This window comes from Pedobacter sp. A2324 (assembly GCF_059693705.1).
In genome coordinates this window covers 823,280-839,929 of the sequence record NZ_JCASSK010000001.1, presented here as the reverse complement: position 1 = coordinate 839,929, position 16,650 = coordinate 823,280, and the positions used below count along the sequence as shown (strand labels likewise).

The window sequence follows — 16,650 nt, the reverse complement described above, 5'->3', positions numbered from 1 at the left end:
CGGTCTTGTTTTTTAAAGCGAGACCGCTTTTTTTATGTCAAAAATTTTAATTTTGTATATGCCACAAGCCAATCTTACGCAACATGTTGAAGCATTGATCTTCTCATCTGTTCAAAGCATTAGTGTACACGAAATTATTTTAGCCCTTAACGCCGTATTTAATAAAGAGTACATTGAAACAGAGATTTTTGAATGTTTAGATGCGATAAAAGAAAAGTACAGTGATGTAAGGTTTGCGTTAGAACTGGTGAACCTCAACAAAGGTTATCAGTTTCTGACTAAGAAGGAATATCATGAAACAGTAAACCAATTGCAGCTGCACCGGTCAAAGAAGAAACTGAGTCAGGCAGCTATGGAAACATTGGCCATTATTGCTTACCGGCAGCCCATTACCAAGCTGGAAATAGAGCAAATCAGAGGGGTAAATTCAGATTATTCTGTTCAGCGTTTGCTGGAAAAAGAGCTGATCAGCATTGATGGAAAAGCAGAAACTCCTGGCCGTCCGATTCTATATCGCACGAGTGCACTTTTTATGGATTACTTCGGTCTAAATCATTTAAATCAACTTCCGCAGCTAAAAGATATTGCCAGGGAAGAGAATACAGTAGGCGAAATTATGGAGTAGAAGATTTTAATTTATTTGATCTCAACCCTTTATTAAAAAAAGTTTTTTTGTATTTTTAAACTATAAAAGCAATTTTTATTTTTGTGTTATGAAAGCGCCAAAGAAACTCCCTACTAAGCCAACTACCAAAAAACAGGTAGATGAAGATGATGATCTTGAAGATGACGACGTTCAAACTACGAAAACGAAATCTCAGGATGAAGATGAAGATGATTTTGATATGCCATTAGATGATCTGGACAATTTCGATAATTTTGATGATGACGATGACGATTACTAGTAGATAAAAAACTATATATTTGGAAAAGCATCCTGCCTTTTGGCAGGATGCTTTTTACTTTAAAATGTGCCCATGCAAATTATATCGGTAAGCAATACTTCATTACAGAAAGACTTTTTAAAAGTTCCAAAAATCCTTTATAAAAACGATCAAAATTGGATTTGCCCGCTTGACAGCGAGGTAGAAAATGTTTTCAACCCTGATAAAAACATTTTTTTTAACCACGGCAAATGTACACGCTGGGTTTTGAAGGATGATTCAGGGCATCTTATTGGAAGAATTGCGGCTTTCATAAATGAGAAAAAAGCTTTTAATTACGAGCAGCCTACAGGAGGCGTTGGTTTCTTTGAATGTATTGATGATGAAAAAGCTGCCTTCCTGCTATTTGACACCGCAAAAGCCTGGTTGATCGAAAATGGCATGAAAGCGATGGACGGACCGATTAATTTTGGGGAAAACGATTCATTCTGGGGATTACTTGTTGAAGGGTTTACCCCTCCGTCATTCGGCATGAATTATAACTTCCCTTACTACCAGAAGTTTTTTGATGCTTACGGGTTCTTGACCGAATATGAGCAGCTGACCAATCACATTAATTTAACCATTCCCTTCCCGGAGCGCTTTACGAAAATTGCGAACTGGGTAAGAAATAAACCTGGCTATACTTTTGAGTATTTCAGCAAAGCAAATTCAGAAAAATACATCGATGATTTGATGGAAATCTACAACGATGGATGGCAGGATTTTGAAAACTTTGTTCCGATAAAGAAAGAAACCCTGCAGGAAAGTTTTAAAAGTATGGAGCCCATTATGGATGAGCATTTGATTCAATTTGCTTATTTTAACGGAGAACCCGCCTCTTTTGTGGTTTTGATTCCAGATGCTAACCAGATGATTAAAGGTTTTGATGGTAAACTGGGATTAATTGAAAAACTAAAATTTGCTTACAGAAGGTGGGTTGGCGTTACACGCATGCGGGCAATTGTGATGGGCACTAAGCCTAAATTTCAAAAGCACGGACTGGAATCAGTTCTTTTTATCAGACTTGGGGAATATGTACTGCCTAAAAACCAATATAAGGAACTGGAATTAAGCTGGGTGGGCGACTTTAACGAGCAGATGATTGCGATACACAAGGCTACGGGTGCTACGTTCGGGAAAAAGCATTTAACGATGCGCAAGGTGTTTTAGTACAAGGGGCGCTGTGTGACCACAGCGCCCTCATGCAAATTATTTCTTAAATGCTGCCCGTGCTTCAATCATCATACAGCCACTAGCCTGAGCCGTGAGCTGTGCTTCGGCTAATGGCTTTTCATTCCATGACGGGCCGAACAGAAATGTTGTAGGATATACGCCTTTGGTCCAGGCAATCTGAGCATTGTTATTAAAAAATGTCTCGAACTTTGTCCTGTAGGCATCAGTGAGATCACCTTGCTGAAGCAGAATCAGAAAATAACGCATAAAGATACCCTTAAACAACGCATTATCTCCGTCACCTTCGTTCCTCAGGATGTTATTACTGGTATCTATACATTTAGTGAGGGTAAAATTCGCTATTTTTTGTGCATCATTCAGATAGGCTTTATCACCTGTAACCTTATATAGCTCCACGGCAGATGCCATAAAAGTTCCCTGGTTGTAAGTTAAAGCAACCGTACTGATGGCATTGGTATTACCATTGATATTATCATAGACTGCACCTGTTGCCCTCTCGAACAAAGTATTTTTCTGCCATTCATAAATTTTTAATGCCCATTGTTTATAGATTTCTTCTTTTGTCAGATTAAACAACCTGATGGCAAGCAAACTGGCAGGACCATTTGAACAGGCGTTTTTACTATATAACTGGGTCTTCATCCAGGCTATTCCCCCCCCGGCATAGGTCTCATTCCATCCGGCAGCAATATCCGTCCAAAGGGTCTTAACAGCAGTTAAATATTTTTCTTCTTTGGTTACCTGATACAATCTGAGCATGGTAAGTGCATTCCACTCCATATCATCATAAAAGGTATTGAAATACGTACCACCATTCTTTACCTTGATGCCGGCGAACCATTTATCAAAGTATGATTTGTAAGTCTCATTTCCTGTTCTGATGTATGCGTCGATTACTACATCCATTGCATGGGCATTGGGCCAGTACTGAAACCCTTTATCAGATCCATTACTGCCGTAGTTAAAATAGCCGTCATTATTCCAGAACTGTGAGATCAAAGCATTTGTACTGCTATTGGCTGCTAATGTCCAATCTACGGCTTGTGGCTCACCATATCGGTACTCATCTTCTATTTTGCTGCAGCCTGCCATAAAAACGGCAAGGGCTAAACATATTAATAACTTTTTCATCCTTTTCAGTTTAAAGCGGCACACGTTTATATCATATGCCGCATCGATACTAGTTTACAACAATTGTATGGGTATAGGCAGCATCACCCTTTAATACTAAAGAAATGCTGGATGATTTACCATCTATTTTATCTGCGAATTTCCATTTATCATCCCACTGGGTAACGTTTGCGAGCAGTTTAACAAAATAATATGATGGTGCAGAAGCATCATTCGGGGCAGAATCGGTTCCGTTAAGTGTACCGAATTGTTTTACCACATCGTTCCCCCCAACGGAAGTAACAATTTGAAATTTGTAGCGTTGATCTTTGCCCCAGCTTTCGGTTTTAAAGTTGACTACACCAGTGCCTGTCCACACACCCTTACCCTGATAGGGCATATTTAAAGTAATTGCATTACTTGGGGAAAACCATAGTCCGACACTTTTTATTTCCGTATATGCGAGGGTTGCGGTAGTGAAATCGAGGTTAATGCGATAGACAGCTGTTTTTGAAGGCGTAATTGTTCCGGTTTGTGCAGCTTCGCGAAGCGTTGCATTATCAGTGGAATAGAACACGCGTGGTGTACCGGTTTTACGATCAACGAAGTAATAGATTTTACCAGCCTCCAGTTTGGTGTAGATCTCGAATTCTCCGGGTGCGTTCAGCTTGAACGGTAAGGCAGCAGAAAGTGTGCTACCTCCTTCTGACCCTTCACCGGTAATAAATACCTCATCAGGAATATCTACGAAGCCATTTAAGCTGGTTACGCTAATGGTTCTCCGCTCATTGGCCATAACCGTTTTGATACCACGCGATGAGGCAACAGTCCAGATCAGATTTCCTGTTCCACCCGGCTGGATTCCTGCCAGTGAAGCAATTTTATTCATAATTTTATGGGTAACCGTAGCGCCGTTCGAGTAGCCATTATTATCTGAGGTAGTACGATAGATCGGTTTGCTAAAATCACCACCTGCTTTGTCGAAAATAACTTCATACAATGCGGCACCACTATCTTCTACTTTTACTGCTTCCCAGTTGAAATAGAGAGAAGCAGAAGCCGAAGATAGTAGCTTGATCGTTTTATTGTTAATTGGCTCGTAAAGTGCGTTTACTGGACTTACATTGGCGTCTTTGTAGATCATATCATCAGATTTACAAGCGGCAAAATTGCTCAGTATAAAAAGGAAAATTCCGATTTTAAAGTTTGTTTTCATATTAGTCTTTTTTAAAGTCGTTAAAAATTAGTTTGCGTACCCTGGGTTATTGGGCTGGAGGTTACGATTTAAGTCCATCTGTGAACGTGGAACAGACCATAAATAATCCCTTGATTCGTCGAATTTCCGATTATCCAGACGAATGTCTTCTGTATTATTATTGAGAAATCTGGCACCGTAAACATAGCCATTGAGGTATTGTGTGCCTGCTTTCCAGCGTACAATATCAAAATATCTGAGGCCTTCCAAAGCAAATTCACTACGGCGTTCATTGCGGATGAGGCTGCGCATATCAGCTGTGGATAGTGTAGATGGATAATCCAGGGCGGTAGCCGCTGTGAAGCCTGCGCGGTTCCGTATGGCCCGTATGGTTTGGTTCCATACTGTGGCATCAAGCTGACCCATTTCGAATTTTGCCTCAGCATACATTAGAAGGATGTCTGCATAGCGGTACATGATGATATTTAACCCAGATGCGAAAGTTGCCGTAGCAGTTTGGTCATAGTATTTTTTCACATAATAACCTGTTGGGGTGGAATTTGAACTCGCGCTAACATAGTTGTCGGCACGTTCAGTGCTATTACTTCCTGTACCCGGCCGGATATAAATTGTAGATTCAGTTCCGTTAAAGTTTGTCCATTTTCCTGCGTGAAAAACTACCGTAGCTGCCAGCCTTGGGTCGCGGTTAACATAAGGATTGCCGGCATTGTATGACGGATCTTTATCTATTGCTAGGCCATTTATGGTTAGATAGTTGTTAACAAGACCCTGAACCGGCGCGTAGGCATTTAGGCGGGCACCCACCGACAGCGGTGCTGCGTCATATAACTTCGACCAGGTTTTAACCGCAGGAACATAACCATAATCCAGAATTACTTCTGAGTTATACTCATTAGCTGCAGTAAATAATCCTGTATAACTGGAGAACAAATTATAAGTCCCGAATTCTGCACCATTGGTGATTAGTTTCTGACAGTATTCTGCAGTTTTAGCCCAGTTACTTTCATAAAGATAGGCCCTTGCCTGGAAAGCACAGGCTGCTCCTTTGGTAATGCGACCGTTATCGGCAGCTGAAACGTTTTCTTTTTTAGGCAAAAGCGGTATAATTTCGTCCAGTTCCTGGTGTATAAAGCTCATAATAGTCGCTTTAGGGGTCCTACCTACTGTACCGGATTCATCCAGCGTAACATCCTTGGTAAAAAAAGGTACTGCACCAAAAAAATTGACCAGTCTGAAATAGATAGATGCCCTAATGAAGCGGATTTCAGCTTTTCTTTTATTCTTTAGTACCGGGTCCATACCTGGAACCAGATCAATATTGGCGAGGTATACATGGCAGCTCTTAAGTCCTTCGTAACCCCACTTCCATTCGCTGCTGAAAAGATCAAGGCTCGGATCGGCGATGCCGTTTCTGATGGATCGCTGCGCAGTATTGGTTCGTCCTTCAAAAATATTGTCGCTCAACGCCTCATCATTCCACATTTTGTCGGCAGAAAACATCTGGTTATAAGCCATATTAACCATTTGTTCAGAGTTCTCTACAGATTGCCAGAAATTTGCGTCTGTAAATTTGTTCGTAGGTATAGTATCCAGCTTATTGCAGGCACCAAATACCATCAGGAATAAAATACCGGCAAATAGCGGAGTGGTAAGTTTTCTTTTGTTTTTCATATTCTCTCCTGTTAAAGTTCTATGTTGAAGCCTAAACCATAATATTTTAATGTCGGATAGTTTCTTGCACTATTGGCAGAACCCGACATATTTGAATCAAATTCTGAAGATTCAGGATCGATCCAGGAATTTGCGCTAAACGTAAGCAGGTTCTGCGCATTGGCAAACACCCTTAATTTTTGCATACCTATTTTTTGAGAAATATTTTTGGGTATAGTATAACCCAGTTGAATATTTTTTAACCTGATGTAACTACCTTCAAAAAGATAGAGATCGGATCCCATTTGATAGTTATTTTTTGTAGGTGTAGCCCCTGCAGGTGTTAAGCGAGGTTGAGTGGCATCGGTATTGGTTGGTGTCCAGTAGTTCAGCTGGTGCTTATAAATGACGTAAGAATAGTTTTCATGGAAGGGCTCAATTAATTCGCCACGAACAACCATATCGCGTTTACCTACACCCTGCCAAAGCATCCCGAAATCAAATCCTTTATAATTGAGGTTATAGTTGAACCCAAAGGTGAACCTTGGGAAAGCGTTACCCAAGACAAAACGGTCTTTAGAATCGATTACTCCGTCGCCATTTCTGTCTGTATACCTCACATCTCCGGGTTTCAAATCAGACGCGCTCATGCCTACGGGTAATGCTGCAGTTTCGAGTTCTTCCATGCTCTGGAATAAGCCACTGATTTTATAGCCATAATAAGAATTGAATGGGAGGCCAACACGTGTAATTTTACTGATATTATCGGCAGTGGTGATTTGCTCATCTCCAACGAATTTCAGGACTTTGTTTCTTGAATCGCCGATATTACCGCTGAAGTTGTGATTGAAGCTTCCTGTTTTAACCTGGTACCCAACTGTGAGCTCCCAACCCTGGTTTCTCATTTGACCTGCATTATACTTGCCCAATGTTGTGCCGAATACGGAGGGAATTGTGGGGCTTATTAGAATATCTTTTGTGGTTTTACTGAAGTAATCAAATGATACTGTCAAAGCTTTCCTGAAAAAATTAGCATCTACACCGATATTGAGTGTGTGGGTTACTTCCCAAAGTAAATTAGGGGTTCCGAAAGTAAAACCGGCACCTGTGACACCAACATTATTAAATCCATAGGAATTGGTGTAAGGTGTGTAGGAAGTGAGGAACTGATAAGAGTCGATATCCTGATTACCGAGCAGTCCATAGGAGGCCCTTAGTTTCAGGTCGCCGACTTTTTCTTTATATCTGGCAAAAAAAACTTCGTCTGAGAGCGACCATCCTACTGATCCGGAAGGGAAAAAGCCCCATCTGAGCGCTTTTTCAAACTTGGAAGAACCATCATAGCGGAAATTAAATTCAGCAGTATAGCGGTCGGCATAGGCATAGCCCGCCCGTCCAAATAATGAATTGATACTATTTTCGGTTGTTGCCCCGAGAGATCCGTAACTGGTGGGATCAATCTCTGTACCTGTTGTGGGAGTTCCCAGGATGGGATCGGTAAATTTATACTTGATCTCATTTGCACGCCTGGTATAGGATTCATTACTCGCACCAAATAATCCGGTAATGCTATGTTTTCCTAGTGTTTTTGAATAATCCAGTAAAAGCTGATAATTCAGTAAGGAAACCTGTTGATTATAATCCTCTGTGTTTCTTGTAGAATTCATGAATACCAATGGCGTTGTTGCGGCCTCAGATGAATAGAGTGGAATTTGTTTTCTTCTGGTAAAGCGATGATCATTGATCACGTCGGCTCCGAACACCCCTCTAAACTTCAGGCCGTCAAATAGTCTGGCTTCAACGTTAAGATTAGCATTGAAATAGTTGTTATCAGAATTGATATATCCTCCATCCCTCAATTCAGCAAGGGGATTCTGGTCGGTTAACACGTCGTTGACAAGATATTTACCATTTGGGGCAACCATTTTATAATAGTAATATGTTGGTATACGTGATGAATTCACAATGGCATTGCTTGCAGTATTTGCATTTGAATTGTTTCGGGTGTAGGTTAATATAGAGCTGAATTTAAAGCGCTTGTACTCGGCTGTGATGTTTGAGCGCAAATTGTAACGCTTGATGCCATAATTACCCTCGTAGTTGCTTCCCTGATCATAAAATCCGCCGGAAAAAAGGTAAGTGGTATTTGCACCTCCGCCTGATACGTTAACATTATAATTTTGCTGGGTAGCTGTTTTAAGGATCTGGTTAAAATACCAGTCTTCTTCACCTTCATGGGCATACAAATCCTGGATCTGCGTGGGGCTAAATTGCGGGGCCATTCCTACGTTGGTAAGCGATAAATTCTTTAATGTGGCATTCTGGTAGCCGGTAACCGGGTTAAATAAAATTTTAGGATCCTGTAGCCCAATCTGACCATCTAACCTGATTACCGGACCCTGGTTTTTCATCCCCCTTTTGGTGGTAATTAATAACACACCATTGGCAGATCTTGAACCATAAATTGCCGATGCGCCTGCATCTTTGAGGATAGACACCGTTTCGATGTCTGCCGGGTTAAGTTTATTTAAGCTGCTGCCATCACTGATGAGTCCATCTATTACGATAAGTGGCGTATTGCTATTCATAGTGCTTACACCACGAATGTTAAGGTTTGTAGTATTCCCGTTCGGATCCATGCTACGCTGCTGAATACTTAAACTTGGGGCTGCACCCTGAAGGGCCTGGGTGAGGTTGGCCGTAGGACGATTAGCAAGCTGTGAAGCCCTTACCTGATCAACTGCGCCGGCGATCTTTTTTCTGGTAGTTGTTCCATATCCAACAACAATTACATCTTCCATGGTATTAATGGCAGCTTTGATCACAATCCTCATCTTACCGGTAGTTACCGCTTTTTCAAGAGTTTCAAATCCAACGGCCGTGAATTGCAGAATAGCCTCCTCATCAGGCACCTGTACCGAAAATTCACCATTGTTATTGGTTTGACCAACCAGGGCACCACCTTTTATTTTAATACTTACTCCAGGTACCGGTAAACCCGATTCATCAACAACCTGCCCGGTAACGGGCATCGCCTTCGTTTGTTCGGGCTTTAACCGTTCAATAATCACGATGTTATCCTGGATACTGTATTTTAAAGATTTATTGCTGAAAACAACATCCAAAACCTCTCTTAGTGGTTTGTTGGTCATGTTCAACGTTTCACTCTGATAAGCTGATAATTCGTCGGGCTCGTAGAGAAACTCGTAGCCAGTTTGTTTGATTAGCAACTGAAGAATTTGGGTAATGCTAGCCTTTTTGATGTTTAAGCTCACATTTTGCGCATAAGTTGGCTTTGCACTGACTTCTACTACAGTCAGAATCATCATCATCACAACTAGTTTAGTGAGGATTTGCGGTGAAAGCTTAGCCAACAATTTCTGGCTGTATTTAAGCAAGTAGTTTATATTCATATCTTATTGGAAGATTTAAGCGATAATTATTTATTAAATCATGTTAAGCGAATTATTTGCAGGGCTCCCCTGAATAATGCTATAGGCAGCAAACCTATTCCGAATTGAAATATTGACTCATAGTGATCAGTTATAGTTGGTTAGTAATAATTAGCTAAAACGTTTTATTTTATAGAGCCAAAGACAACAGGGCTATCTTCTGGAAGTAATCTCGAAAACATTTCCATGAACCTGAATGCTGAAACCTTTAAGTTTACCCATATAGGTGAGAATTTGCAGGAGGCTTCTTTTGTTAGAAAATTTACCGGCAATGGTTGATTTCTCCAGCTTTTGATCTAGGGTAATTTTGACCCCATACCATCGGGAAAGTGTTGCCATCACATCCTTCAATGGATGATTAAATATGAAATATCCCGACTTCCAGGCAATTGCATTTTCGATATCAGCTTTTGATTTTATTATTGTATGATTGGGAATGTTACTGATTGCCTCTTCCCCGGGGATAAGTTTGACTGAACTGTTACCATAAGCTACATTCACGCTTCCCTCTAACAGGGTAGTTCTCACATCGTTTTCTTCCGGCAGTGACATGATATTGAACTCGGTACCAGTTACCTCTACTGAACTTTGCTTGGTTTTGACAATGAATGGGTGGGTCTTATCTTTGCTTACTTCAAAGTAGGCCTCACCTGTAAGGTAAACCACTCTTTGGGCATCTCGAAATGCTACCGGATACTTAACAGAAGATACCGCATTAAGCCAAACATTTGTACCATCTGATAATGTGATCTTAAATTGTTTGCCGGCAGGTACATCTACCTGGTTATATGATTCTTGTGTCGGTTTTCCGGGAAGCGCCTGGTAATCTAAATTTCCAACCTCTTTACTTTTAACCGTTGCACCAAGTTCCTGTACAGCGCTGGCAAGAACACCATTTTTTAAATTGATCTGGTTTCCGTTCGCAAGGGTAAGTACAATATCCTTACTTTTTTGATTCTGCTTTTCTACAAATTGTGGAAATTTGTTTTGACGGATTAGCTGGCCTGAAAATATAAAATAAGCAAGTGTTATACCTGAAATCAATATCACCGCGGCTGCATATTTTAAGAAAAAAGGATTAAGGGTACGTGAACGCTTTTTATTACCGAGGTTTTTCAAAATTCTGGATTGCAGATGCTTTCCCAGTGCTAAATATTTTTCATCTGATAGCTTGCTTGTAAAATCCTGAGATTGCTCAAAGGCGTTATAATAAGCATGAAGGAAATCTGTTTCATTTTTACCCGCCTGACCATTCAAATACTTTTGCAATATCTGGTCGAAATCGGCCTTATCCAGTTTCATAATCTATTTGGTTATATACTAAAGATACAATAACTAAAATTTTGCCCGTGAAAGCGAATGAAAAGATAATAGATATACGTTAAGCTATTGATTTACAGCGATATTAATTTTATTGTAAAAAGCAATAAATTATTACATTGATCGCGAGCAGGCTGGAGCGCAGCTTGAAATTAATTTTTCCAATTTGGTTACGGACAGTTTTCGGTGATAAATTAAGGTGTTCGGCAATTTCATCAGGCGAAAAGTCCTGTGCGTATTTCAAGTCGTAGATCATTTGTTGTTGTTCCGTTAAATCGAGTATCAATGCGGCGTATGCCTGGGTTAGTTCTTTGAAAAGCAATTCAGCATCTGAGCTTTGGGAACAGCGCTTGTCGAGTTCATTAATGACATCTTCGATTGGGACAAACCTGGATTGCTGCTGAAGTACACGAAATACACGATTGCGCACTGATACATACAAATAGCCTTTGAAATTTGAAATAAGAGTTGTTTTAGGAATATTCCATAGTTGTATAAATACATCATGCGTAATATCCTCCGCTAATGCATTGTCTCTTACGCGTTTGTAGCTAGTATCAAATACGTAAGACCAATACTTTTTGTACAAAATATTGAAAGCAGATTGATCACCCTTTTTGAGTTTGATCAATAAATCTACATCATTGTCCAGGTCAAAAGGGGCAGACATTTAAATATTTGGTTAGTTTCTTAATCCAAATATAAATGAAAAATCTTTTGTTTAAGCGATATGAGCTGGATATTGGAAAATTTTGTGGAACTGCCTGCTGACTATATCCCAAGTTTATCGTAAAGATCAATTACCTTTTTACGCAGCTTATGGATTTCTTCTTCTTTTTGTCCGAGCTTTTGCTTTAGGGATACGATATCTTCATTATTTGTGGAGTGGACGGGCTTACCTGAAATCAGGGTAATGACATCTACATCGAAAACCTTTGCAATCTGATAGAGCCGCGAAAGGTTCAGATCAGTTTGCCCTGTTTCGATCTTGCAAAAAGCAGGGGTAGAAATATTGAGTAGTTTTGCGGCACCTGCCTGACTTAACCCAAGCCCTACCCTGCACTCCTTAATATGGTTTCCTATGCTTTTCATTCTGCTTATAGATTGATATATGAGACTTGAGATATAAGTTGAAAAATGTCCAATCCGGCTGGCGTATTCTCAGGTCCCCAATCTCGTTTTTCAAGTCTAGTATCTTATACCCACTATCTTCCTACCTGGATAATTCAGCGGCCAGTTCCGGCAAATCAAAACCTGCATAATTGCCGGAGCTCATCATCAAAAGATTGGTATCTTTATAATTTAAGCTAAGCAGGTATACTTTCAGATCAGCAGCACTATTAAAAAACTTCAGTTTTGGATTTGCGAAGGCCTTTTGCACATCTTCTTCTGAAAAGGGTTTCATCTGTTTTTGTTCAAAACTCTTTAAATCAATAAACACAATGGCCTCGTCGGCTTTATCCATTGCGCCGCTATATTCCTTTAAAAAATCTTTATTTAAACTGCTGAAAGTGTGCAATTCGATGCAGGCAACCAATTTACGGGTAGTGAACTGAGTTTTGACTGCATCTATCGTTGCTTTAAGCTTGGAAGGAGAGTGAGCGAAGTCTTTATAAACATTTGTCGACTCATCGGCAGATATCACTTCCAGGCGTTTTGCTGCACCTGTAAATGTAGATATAGCCAGATCAAACTGTCCCTGACTAATTTCAAGCTGCTCACATACCAGTTTTGCCGCATTCAGGTTCATCAGGTTATGATCACCAAAAATTTTAAGAGGCGTTTTTTCTGGTAATAAATAAGTGATTCCATTTTCAATTTCATGATCCGGAATGGCGTAACCAATTTTATTAATCTTTGCATTTGATTGCTCAACAATGGTATTTAAATCCATGTCGGCTTTGCAATAAATCAGCGTTCCGTTTTCTTCAATGGTATCTATAAATTTCTCAAACTGTGCGGTGTAGTCGGCATAGGTTGGAAAAACATTAATATGATCCCATGCAATACCACTGATAACAGCCACATTTGCCTTATACAGGTGAAATTTGGGCCTTCTGTCAATTGGTGATGACAGATACTCATCCCCTTCAATAATCATTACAGGCGCTTCTTCAGTAACTTTAACCATGGTATCAAAACCGGCAAGCTGTGCCCCTACCAGATAATCGAAATCGCGGTTATAGTGGTTGAGCACATGCAAAATCATGCTGGTAATGGTAGTTTTACCGTGACTTCCGCCAATGACTACGCGAATTTTATTTTTACTTTGCTCGTAAATATATTCAGGATAAGAATATATCTTAATCCCCTGTTCCTGTGCTTTTAGTAATTCGGGGTTATCAATTCTGGCATGCATCCCTAAAATAACCGCATCAAGATCTATAGTGATGCGGCTTTCATCCCAGCCCATTTCTGCAGGCAGTAACCCATATTTATCCAGGCGTGATTTTGCAGGCTCAAAAATGACATCATCTGAACCAGTGATTTGATACCCCTTTTTATGAAGTGCAATGGCCAGGTTGTGCATAGCACTTCCACCAATTGCAATAAAATGTATACGCATGATGCTGTTATTTTTATATACTATCCTTCTGCCCTTTTCTCAAACTGAGCGGCAACCCAATCGCCGTTTTGCTTATGATCAATATATTTAATGCCATATTTTGCACATTCAGCAGTGATCATGCTTAAATCAGGCTCTAAATAAAATCCGCTAAAAAATATTCTACCGTCGTTTTTTAATACTTCGGCGTAACGCTGAATCTGATCGAGCAAAATGTTTCTGTTGATATTGGCAAAAATCACATCATATTCTTCGTCAGGAATCACTTCCTTACTTCCACATATGGCTTTAAGGTTACTGATGTGGTTAAGTGCCGCATTTTCTATTGTGCTCTCATAACATATATCATCATAATCAATTGCGACTAAACTTTTTGCACCAAGTTTACCTGCCAGAATAGCCAGAATAGCTGTTCCGCAACCCATATCCAGCACTTCTTTATCTTTAAGATCGGCTGACAGGATATACTGCATCATCATGGTGGTAGTTTGGTGATGTCCGGTCCCAAATGACATTTTGGGGTCAATTACAATCTCGTATGGATAAGAAGGCTGGGGCTCATGAAAAGTTGCCCTAACATAGCAAACATCATCAATGATGAGCGGGCTAAAATTCTTTTCCCACTCTGCATTCCAGTTTTCATCTGCTACATCTTCCAGGCTGTATTCAGCTGAAAAATCATCAGCATAAGTATCTAAAAGGTCTTGCAGGGTGGTTTCTGAAAAGTTATCTTTAATGACAAAGGCAGTAAATCCTCCCTCACTATCCTCGAAAGTATCGAAGCCTAATTCTGCAAGATCGCTAATGAGCAAATCCTGTTGATAGTCTTCGATATTTTCGAATGTAAATATTGCTTTTGTGTACTGCATTTAGCTGTTGAATGCTTTAATAATATCTGTAAAGTCACGTGATTTTAATGATGCGCCACCAATTAAACCACCATCGATATCTTTTTGTGAAAACAGGCTTGCTGCATTACCAGGGTTACAGCTTCCGCCATAAAGAATAGATGTATCATCTGCAACATTAAAGCCATAGTTTGCTTCAATTTCGGAACGGATAAAGGCATGGATATCCTGAGCTTGCTCTGGTGTTGCGGTTAAACCTGTACCTATGGCCCAAACCGGCTCATAAGCGATCACTACTTTTCTAAAATCTTCTTCGGTAAGACTGAACAATCCTTCAACCAGTTGTTTTTTAATTACTTCATAATAACTTCCGTTATTACGTTCATCTAAAGTTTCACCGATACAAAAGATAGGCTTTAAATCATTTGTCAGGGCTATTTTGGTTTTTGCTGCCAAAAGTTCATTGCTTTCAGCCTGATATTGTCTGCGTTCCGAGTGACCTAAAATCACATATTCAACACCTACTGACTTCACCATTTTGGCAGAAATTTCGCCTGTGTAAGCACCACTCTCTTTATCATGAATATTCTGAGCACCGATTTTTACATCGCTACCACCTAATTTCGCTAAACTGTTTAAATGAATAAACGGAGCGCAAATTACAGCAAGCTGATCGCCTTTGCGTTCATCTTTTACCATGTTTACGATTTCACTGAATAACAAAACACCTTCGTTATAATTTAAATTCATTTTCCAGTTTCCGGCTACAATTTTTTTTCTCATTATATTATTGATTAATGATCTCGAAAAGATCGTGGTTATATTAAAACTGTCTGTGAGCTGTTGTTAACTCATAAACATTAGTCAAAATTTCTTTTTCGGTTTGATCGAAAGCTATATTTTTTCTGGCGAAGACTTTTTCTGTAGTTTCGAACATCTTATCCAGTTTGTATTTTTCGAATCCATTGGCCCCGCCCCAGCTAAAGTCGGGAATATGAGTTGGGGGCAAGCCTCCACCGAAAACATTCGCACTTACGCCAACAATGCTTCCTGTATTAAACATGGTGTTGATGCCTGATTTGGAATGATCTGCCATAATTAAACCGCAAAACTGCAAATTCGTATTGCGCATCTTTTTGCTTTCATAATCATATAGCTTAACTTCGGCATAGTTATTCTTTAGGTTCGAATTATTGGTATCGGCCCCAATGTTACACCATTCGCCCAGTACTGAATTGCCCAGGTACCCGTCGTGACCTTTGGCTGAGTTACCCCAGATTACGGAGTTATTGATTTCCCCTCCTGCACGGCTATTAGGGCCAATTGTTGTACCGGAGTAGATTTTGGCGCCCATTTTAATTGATGAGTTCTCACAGAGTGCGAAAGATCCACGGATCAGACTTCCCTCCCATATTTCGGCATTTTTACCAAGGTATATCGGGCCATAGCCGCTATTTAACACGCTACATTCTGCTTTTGCACCTTCTTCAAAAAAAATATCCTCACCCAGTAATTGATTTGTACTGCTGATTTTGGCTGATGTACGCCCTTTGGTTAACAATTCAAAATCTTTTCTTATTTCGGCTGGATTATTGGCGAAGATGTGCTCGGGATAAATAATTCTGGTAAGTGGACGCTTATAAGTCACAGACCTATACTGTTGCCTGGCTTGTTCATAACTTAATCCGTCTGTGGAATTAAAAGCAACAACTACATTGCCTGACAAAATCAATTCACCTTCCTTTAGTGATGAAACTGCGTTTAGCAAATCCTGATCAGGGCAGACAGACCCGTTTATAAAAAGATTCGCATCAGACTCAGCAGCGTATTTTATGGAGAGATAATCCTGGGTAACGAATCCGAACGATGCGTTCAGGTACTTCGCCCACTTTTCTGCTATAGTTAAAATACCAATACGTAAATCGGCAACGGGCCTTGTAAAAGTTAGGGGGCGAAGGGATGCCCAGGAAGAATCATCAAAAAGATTGATTGTCATAAGCAGCAAAAATAAAAAAAGTCCCGATGCTTTTGGCAAAGGGACTTTAAAAAATACTTTTTAGTGCTAAAATTATTTCTTAGCGTAACGGTTTTTGAATTTATCGATACGTCCTGCTGTATCAACCAATTTCATTTTACCAGTATAGAAAGGGTGTGAAGTATGAGAAATCTCTAATTTGTAAAGAGGATACTCATTACCATCTTCCCATTGAATTGTTTCTTTAGTATCTACGCAAGATTTTGTTAAGAAAGCATATTCATTAGACATGTCTTTGAAAACAACTGGTCTGTAGCTTGATGGGTGCAAATCTTTTTTCATTTGAATATTATTTTTAGTTATTTGTGTGAAAGCATCAAGAACATTTTTGCA

At 39.9% G+C, this 16,650-nt stretch carries 15 protein-coding genes; 3 read left to right on the top strand and 12 right to left on the bottom strand.

The features are described from left to right. Positions 1-34: 34 nt before the first annotated feature. The 3 genes from scpB to AC570I_RS03600 all read left to right on the top strand — a co-directional run bounded on the left by scpB (position 35) and on the right by AC570I_RS03600 (position 2,096). Complete coding sequence (scpB, locus tag AC570I_RS03610) at positions 35-625, top strand: SMC-Scp complex subunit ScpB (RefSeq protein ID WP_497404376.1); 591 nt, start codon at positions 35-37, stop codon at positions 623-625. 88 nt (positions 626-713) lie between these two features. After that, positions 714-905, top strand: a complete 192-nt coding sequence (locus AC570I_RS03605; RefSeq protein ID WP_047797352.1) for a hypothetical protein — start codon at positions 714-716, stop codon at positions 903-905. A gap of 72 nt (positions 906-977) precedes the next feature. Then, entirely contained in the window at positions 978-2,096 is a 1,119-nt protein-coding gene (locus tag AC570I_RS03600; protein ID WP_047797353.1) for a hypothetical protein, read from the top strand. A 39-nt stretch (positions 2,097-2,135) separates the two neighbouring features. Here AC570I_RS03600 and AC570I_RS03595 read toward each other — a convergent pair whose 3' ends face one another. The 12 genes from AC570I_RS03595 to AC570I_RS03540 all read right to left on the bottom strand — a co-directional run bounded on the left by AC570I_RS03595 (position 2,136) and on the right by AC570I_RS03540 (position 16,599). Beyond that, positions 2,136-3,251 (bottom strand): glycoside hydrolase family 76 protein, encoded by a 1,116-nt coding sequence (locus AC570I_RS03595; protein ID WP_497404375.1) that lies wholly within the window; start codon positions 3,249-3,251, stop codon positions 2,136-2,138. 49 nt (positions 3,252-3,300) lie between these two features. Beyond that, positions 3,301-4,446: a SusE domain-containing protein gene (locus AC570I_RS03590; RefSeq protein ID WP_497404374.1), complete on the bottom strand. Its 1,146-nt coding sequence runs from the start codon at positions 4,444-4,446 to the stop codon at positions 3,301-3,303. A 27-nt stretch (positions 4,447-4,473) separates the two neighbouring features. Further along, positions 4,474-6,117 carry a RagB/SusD family nutrient uptake outer membrane protein gene (locus AC570I_RS03585; protein ID WP_497404373.1) on the bottom strand — a complete coding sequence of 548 codons (1,644 nt, stop codon included), beginning with the start codon at positions 6,115-6,117 and terminating at the stop codon, positions 4,474-4,476. 11 nt (positions 6,118-6,128) lie between these two features. After that, on the bottom strand, positions 6,129-9,509 hold the full coding sequence (locus tag AC570I_RS03580) for a TonB-dependent receptor (protein WP_497404372.1): 3,381 nt from the start codon (positions 9,507-9,509) through the stop codon (positions 6,129-6,131). A gap of 192 nt (positions 9,510-9,701) precedes the next feature. Continuing rightward, a complete protein-coding gene (locus tag AC570I_RS03575) occupies positions 9,702-10,850 on the bottom strand; it encodes a FecR family protein (protein ID WP_497404371.1) in 1,149 nt (382 codons plus the stop codon). A gap of 109 nt (positions 10,851-10,959) precedes the next feature. Beyond that, positions 10,960-11,538 carry an RNA polymerase sigma factor gene (locus tag AC570I_RS03570; protein WP_497404370.1) on the bottom strand — a complete coding sequence of 193 codons (579 nt, stop codon included), beginning with the start codon at positions 11,536-11,538 and terminating at the stop codon, positions 10,960-10,962. 101 nt (positions 11,539-11,639) lie between these two features. After that, positions 11,640-11,960: a helix-turn-helix domain-containing protein gene (locus AC570I_RS03565; RefSeq protein WP_497404369.1), complete on the bottom strand. Its 321-nt coding sequence runs from the start codon at positions 11,958-11,960 to the stop codon at positions 11,640-11,642. A gap of 121 nt (positions 11,961-12,081) precedes the next feature. After that, positions 12,082-13,434 (bottom strand): UDP-N-acetylmuramate--L-alanine ligase, encoded by a 1,353-nt coding sequence (locus AC570I_RS03560; RefSeq protein ID WP_497404368.1) that lies wholly within the window; start codon positions 13,432-13,434, stop codon positions 12,082-12,084. 20 nt (positions 13,435-13,454) lie between these two features. Continuing rightward, entirely contained in the window at positions 13,455-14,303 is an 849-nt protein-coding gene (gene prmA, locus AC570I_RS03555) for a 50S ribosomal protein L11 methyltransferase (protein WP_316798305.1), read from the bottom strand. Then, the gene (gene tpiA / locus AC570I_RS03550; protein WP_497404367.1) at positions 14,304-15,065 is read right to left on the bottom strand and encodes a triose-phosphate isomerase; all 762 of its coding nucleotides are present in this window, start codon (positions 15,063-15,065) and stop codon (positions 14,304-14,306) included. 40 nt (positions 15,066-15,105) lie between these two features. Further along, complete coding sequence (locus AC570I_RS03545; RefSeq protein WP_497404366.1) at positions 15,106-16,278, bottom strand: GlmU family protein; 1,173 nt, start codon at positions 16,276-16,278, stop codon at positions 15,106-15,108. A 72-nt stretch (positions 16,279-16,350) separates the two neighbouring features. Further along, positions 16,351-16,599 (bottom strand): type B 50S ribosomal protein L31, encoded by a 249-nt coding sequence (locus tag AC570I_RS03540; RefSeq protein ID WP_121949814.1) that lies wholly within the window; start codon positions 16,597-16,599, stop codon positions 16,351-16,353. Positions 16,600-16,650 lie beyond the last annotated feature (51 nt).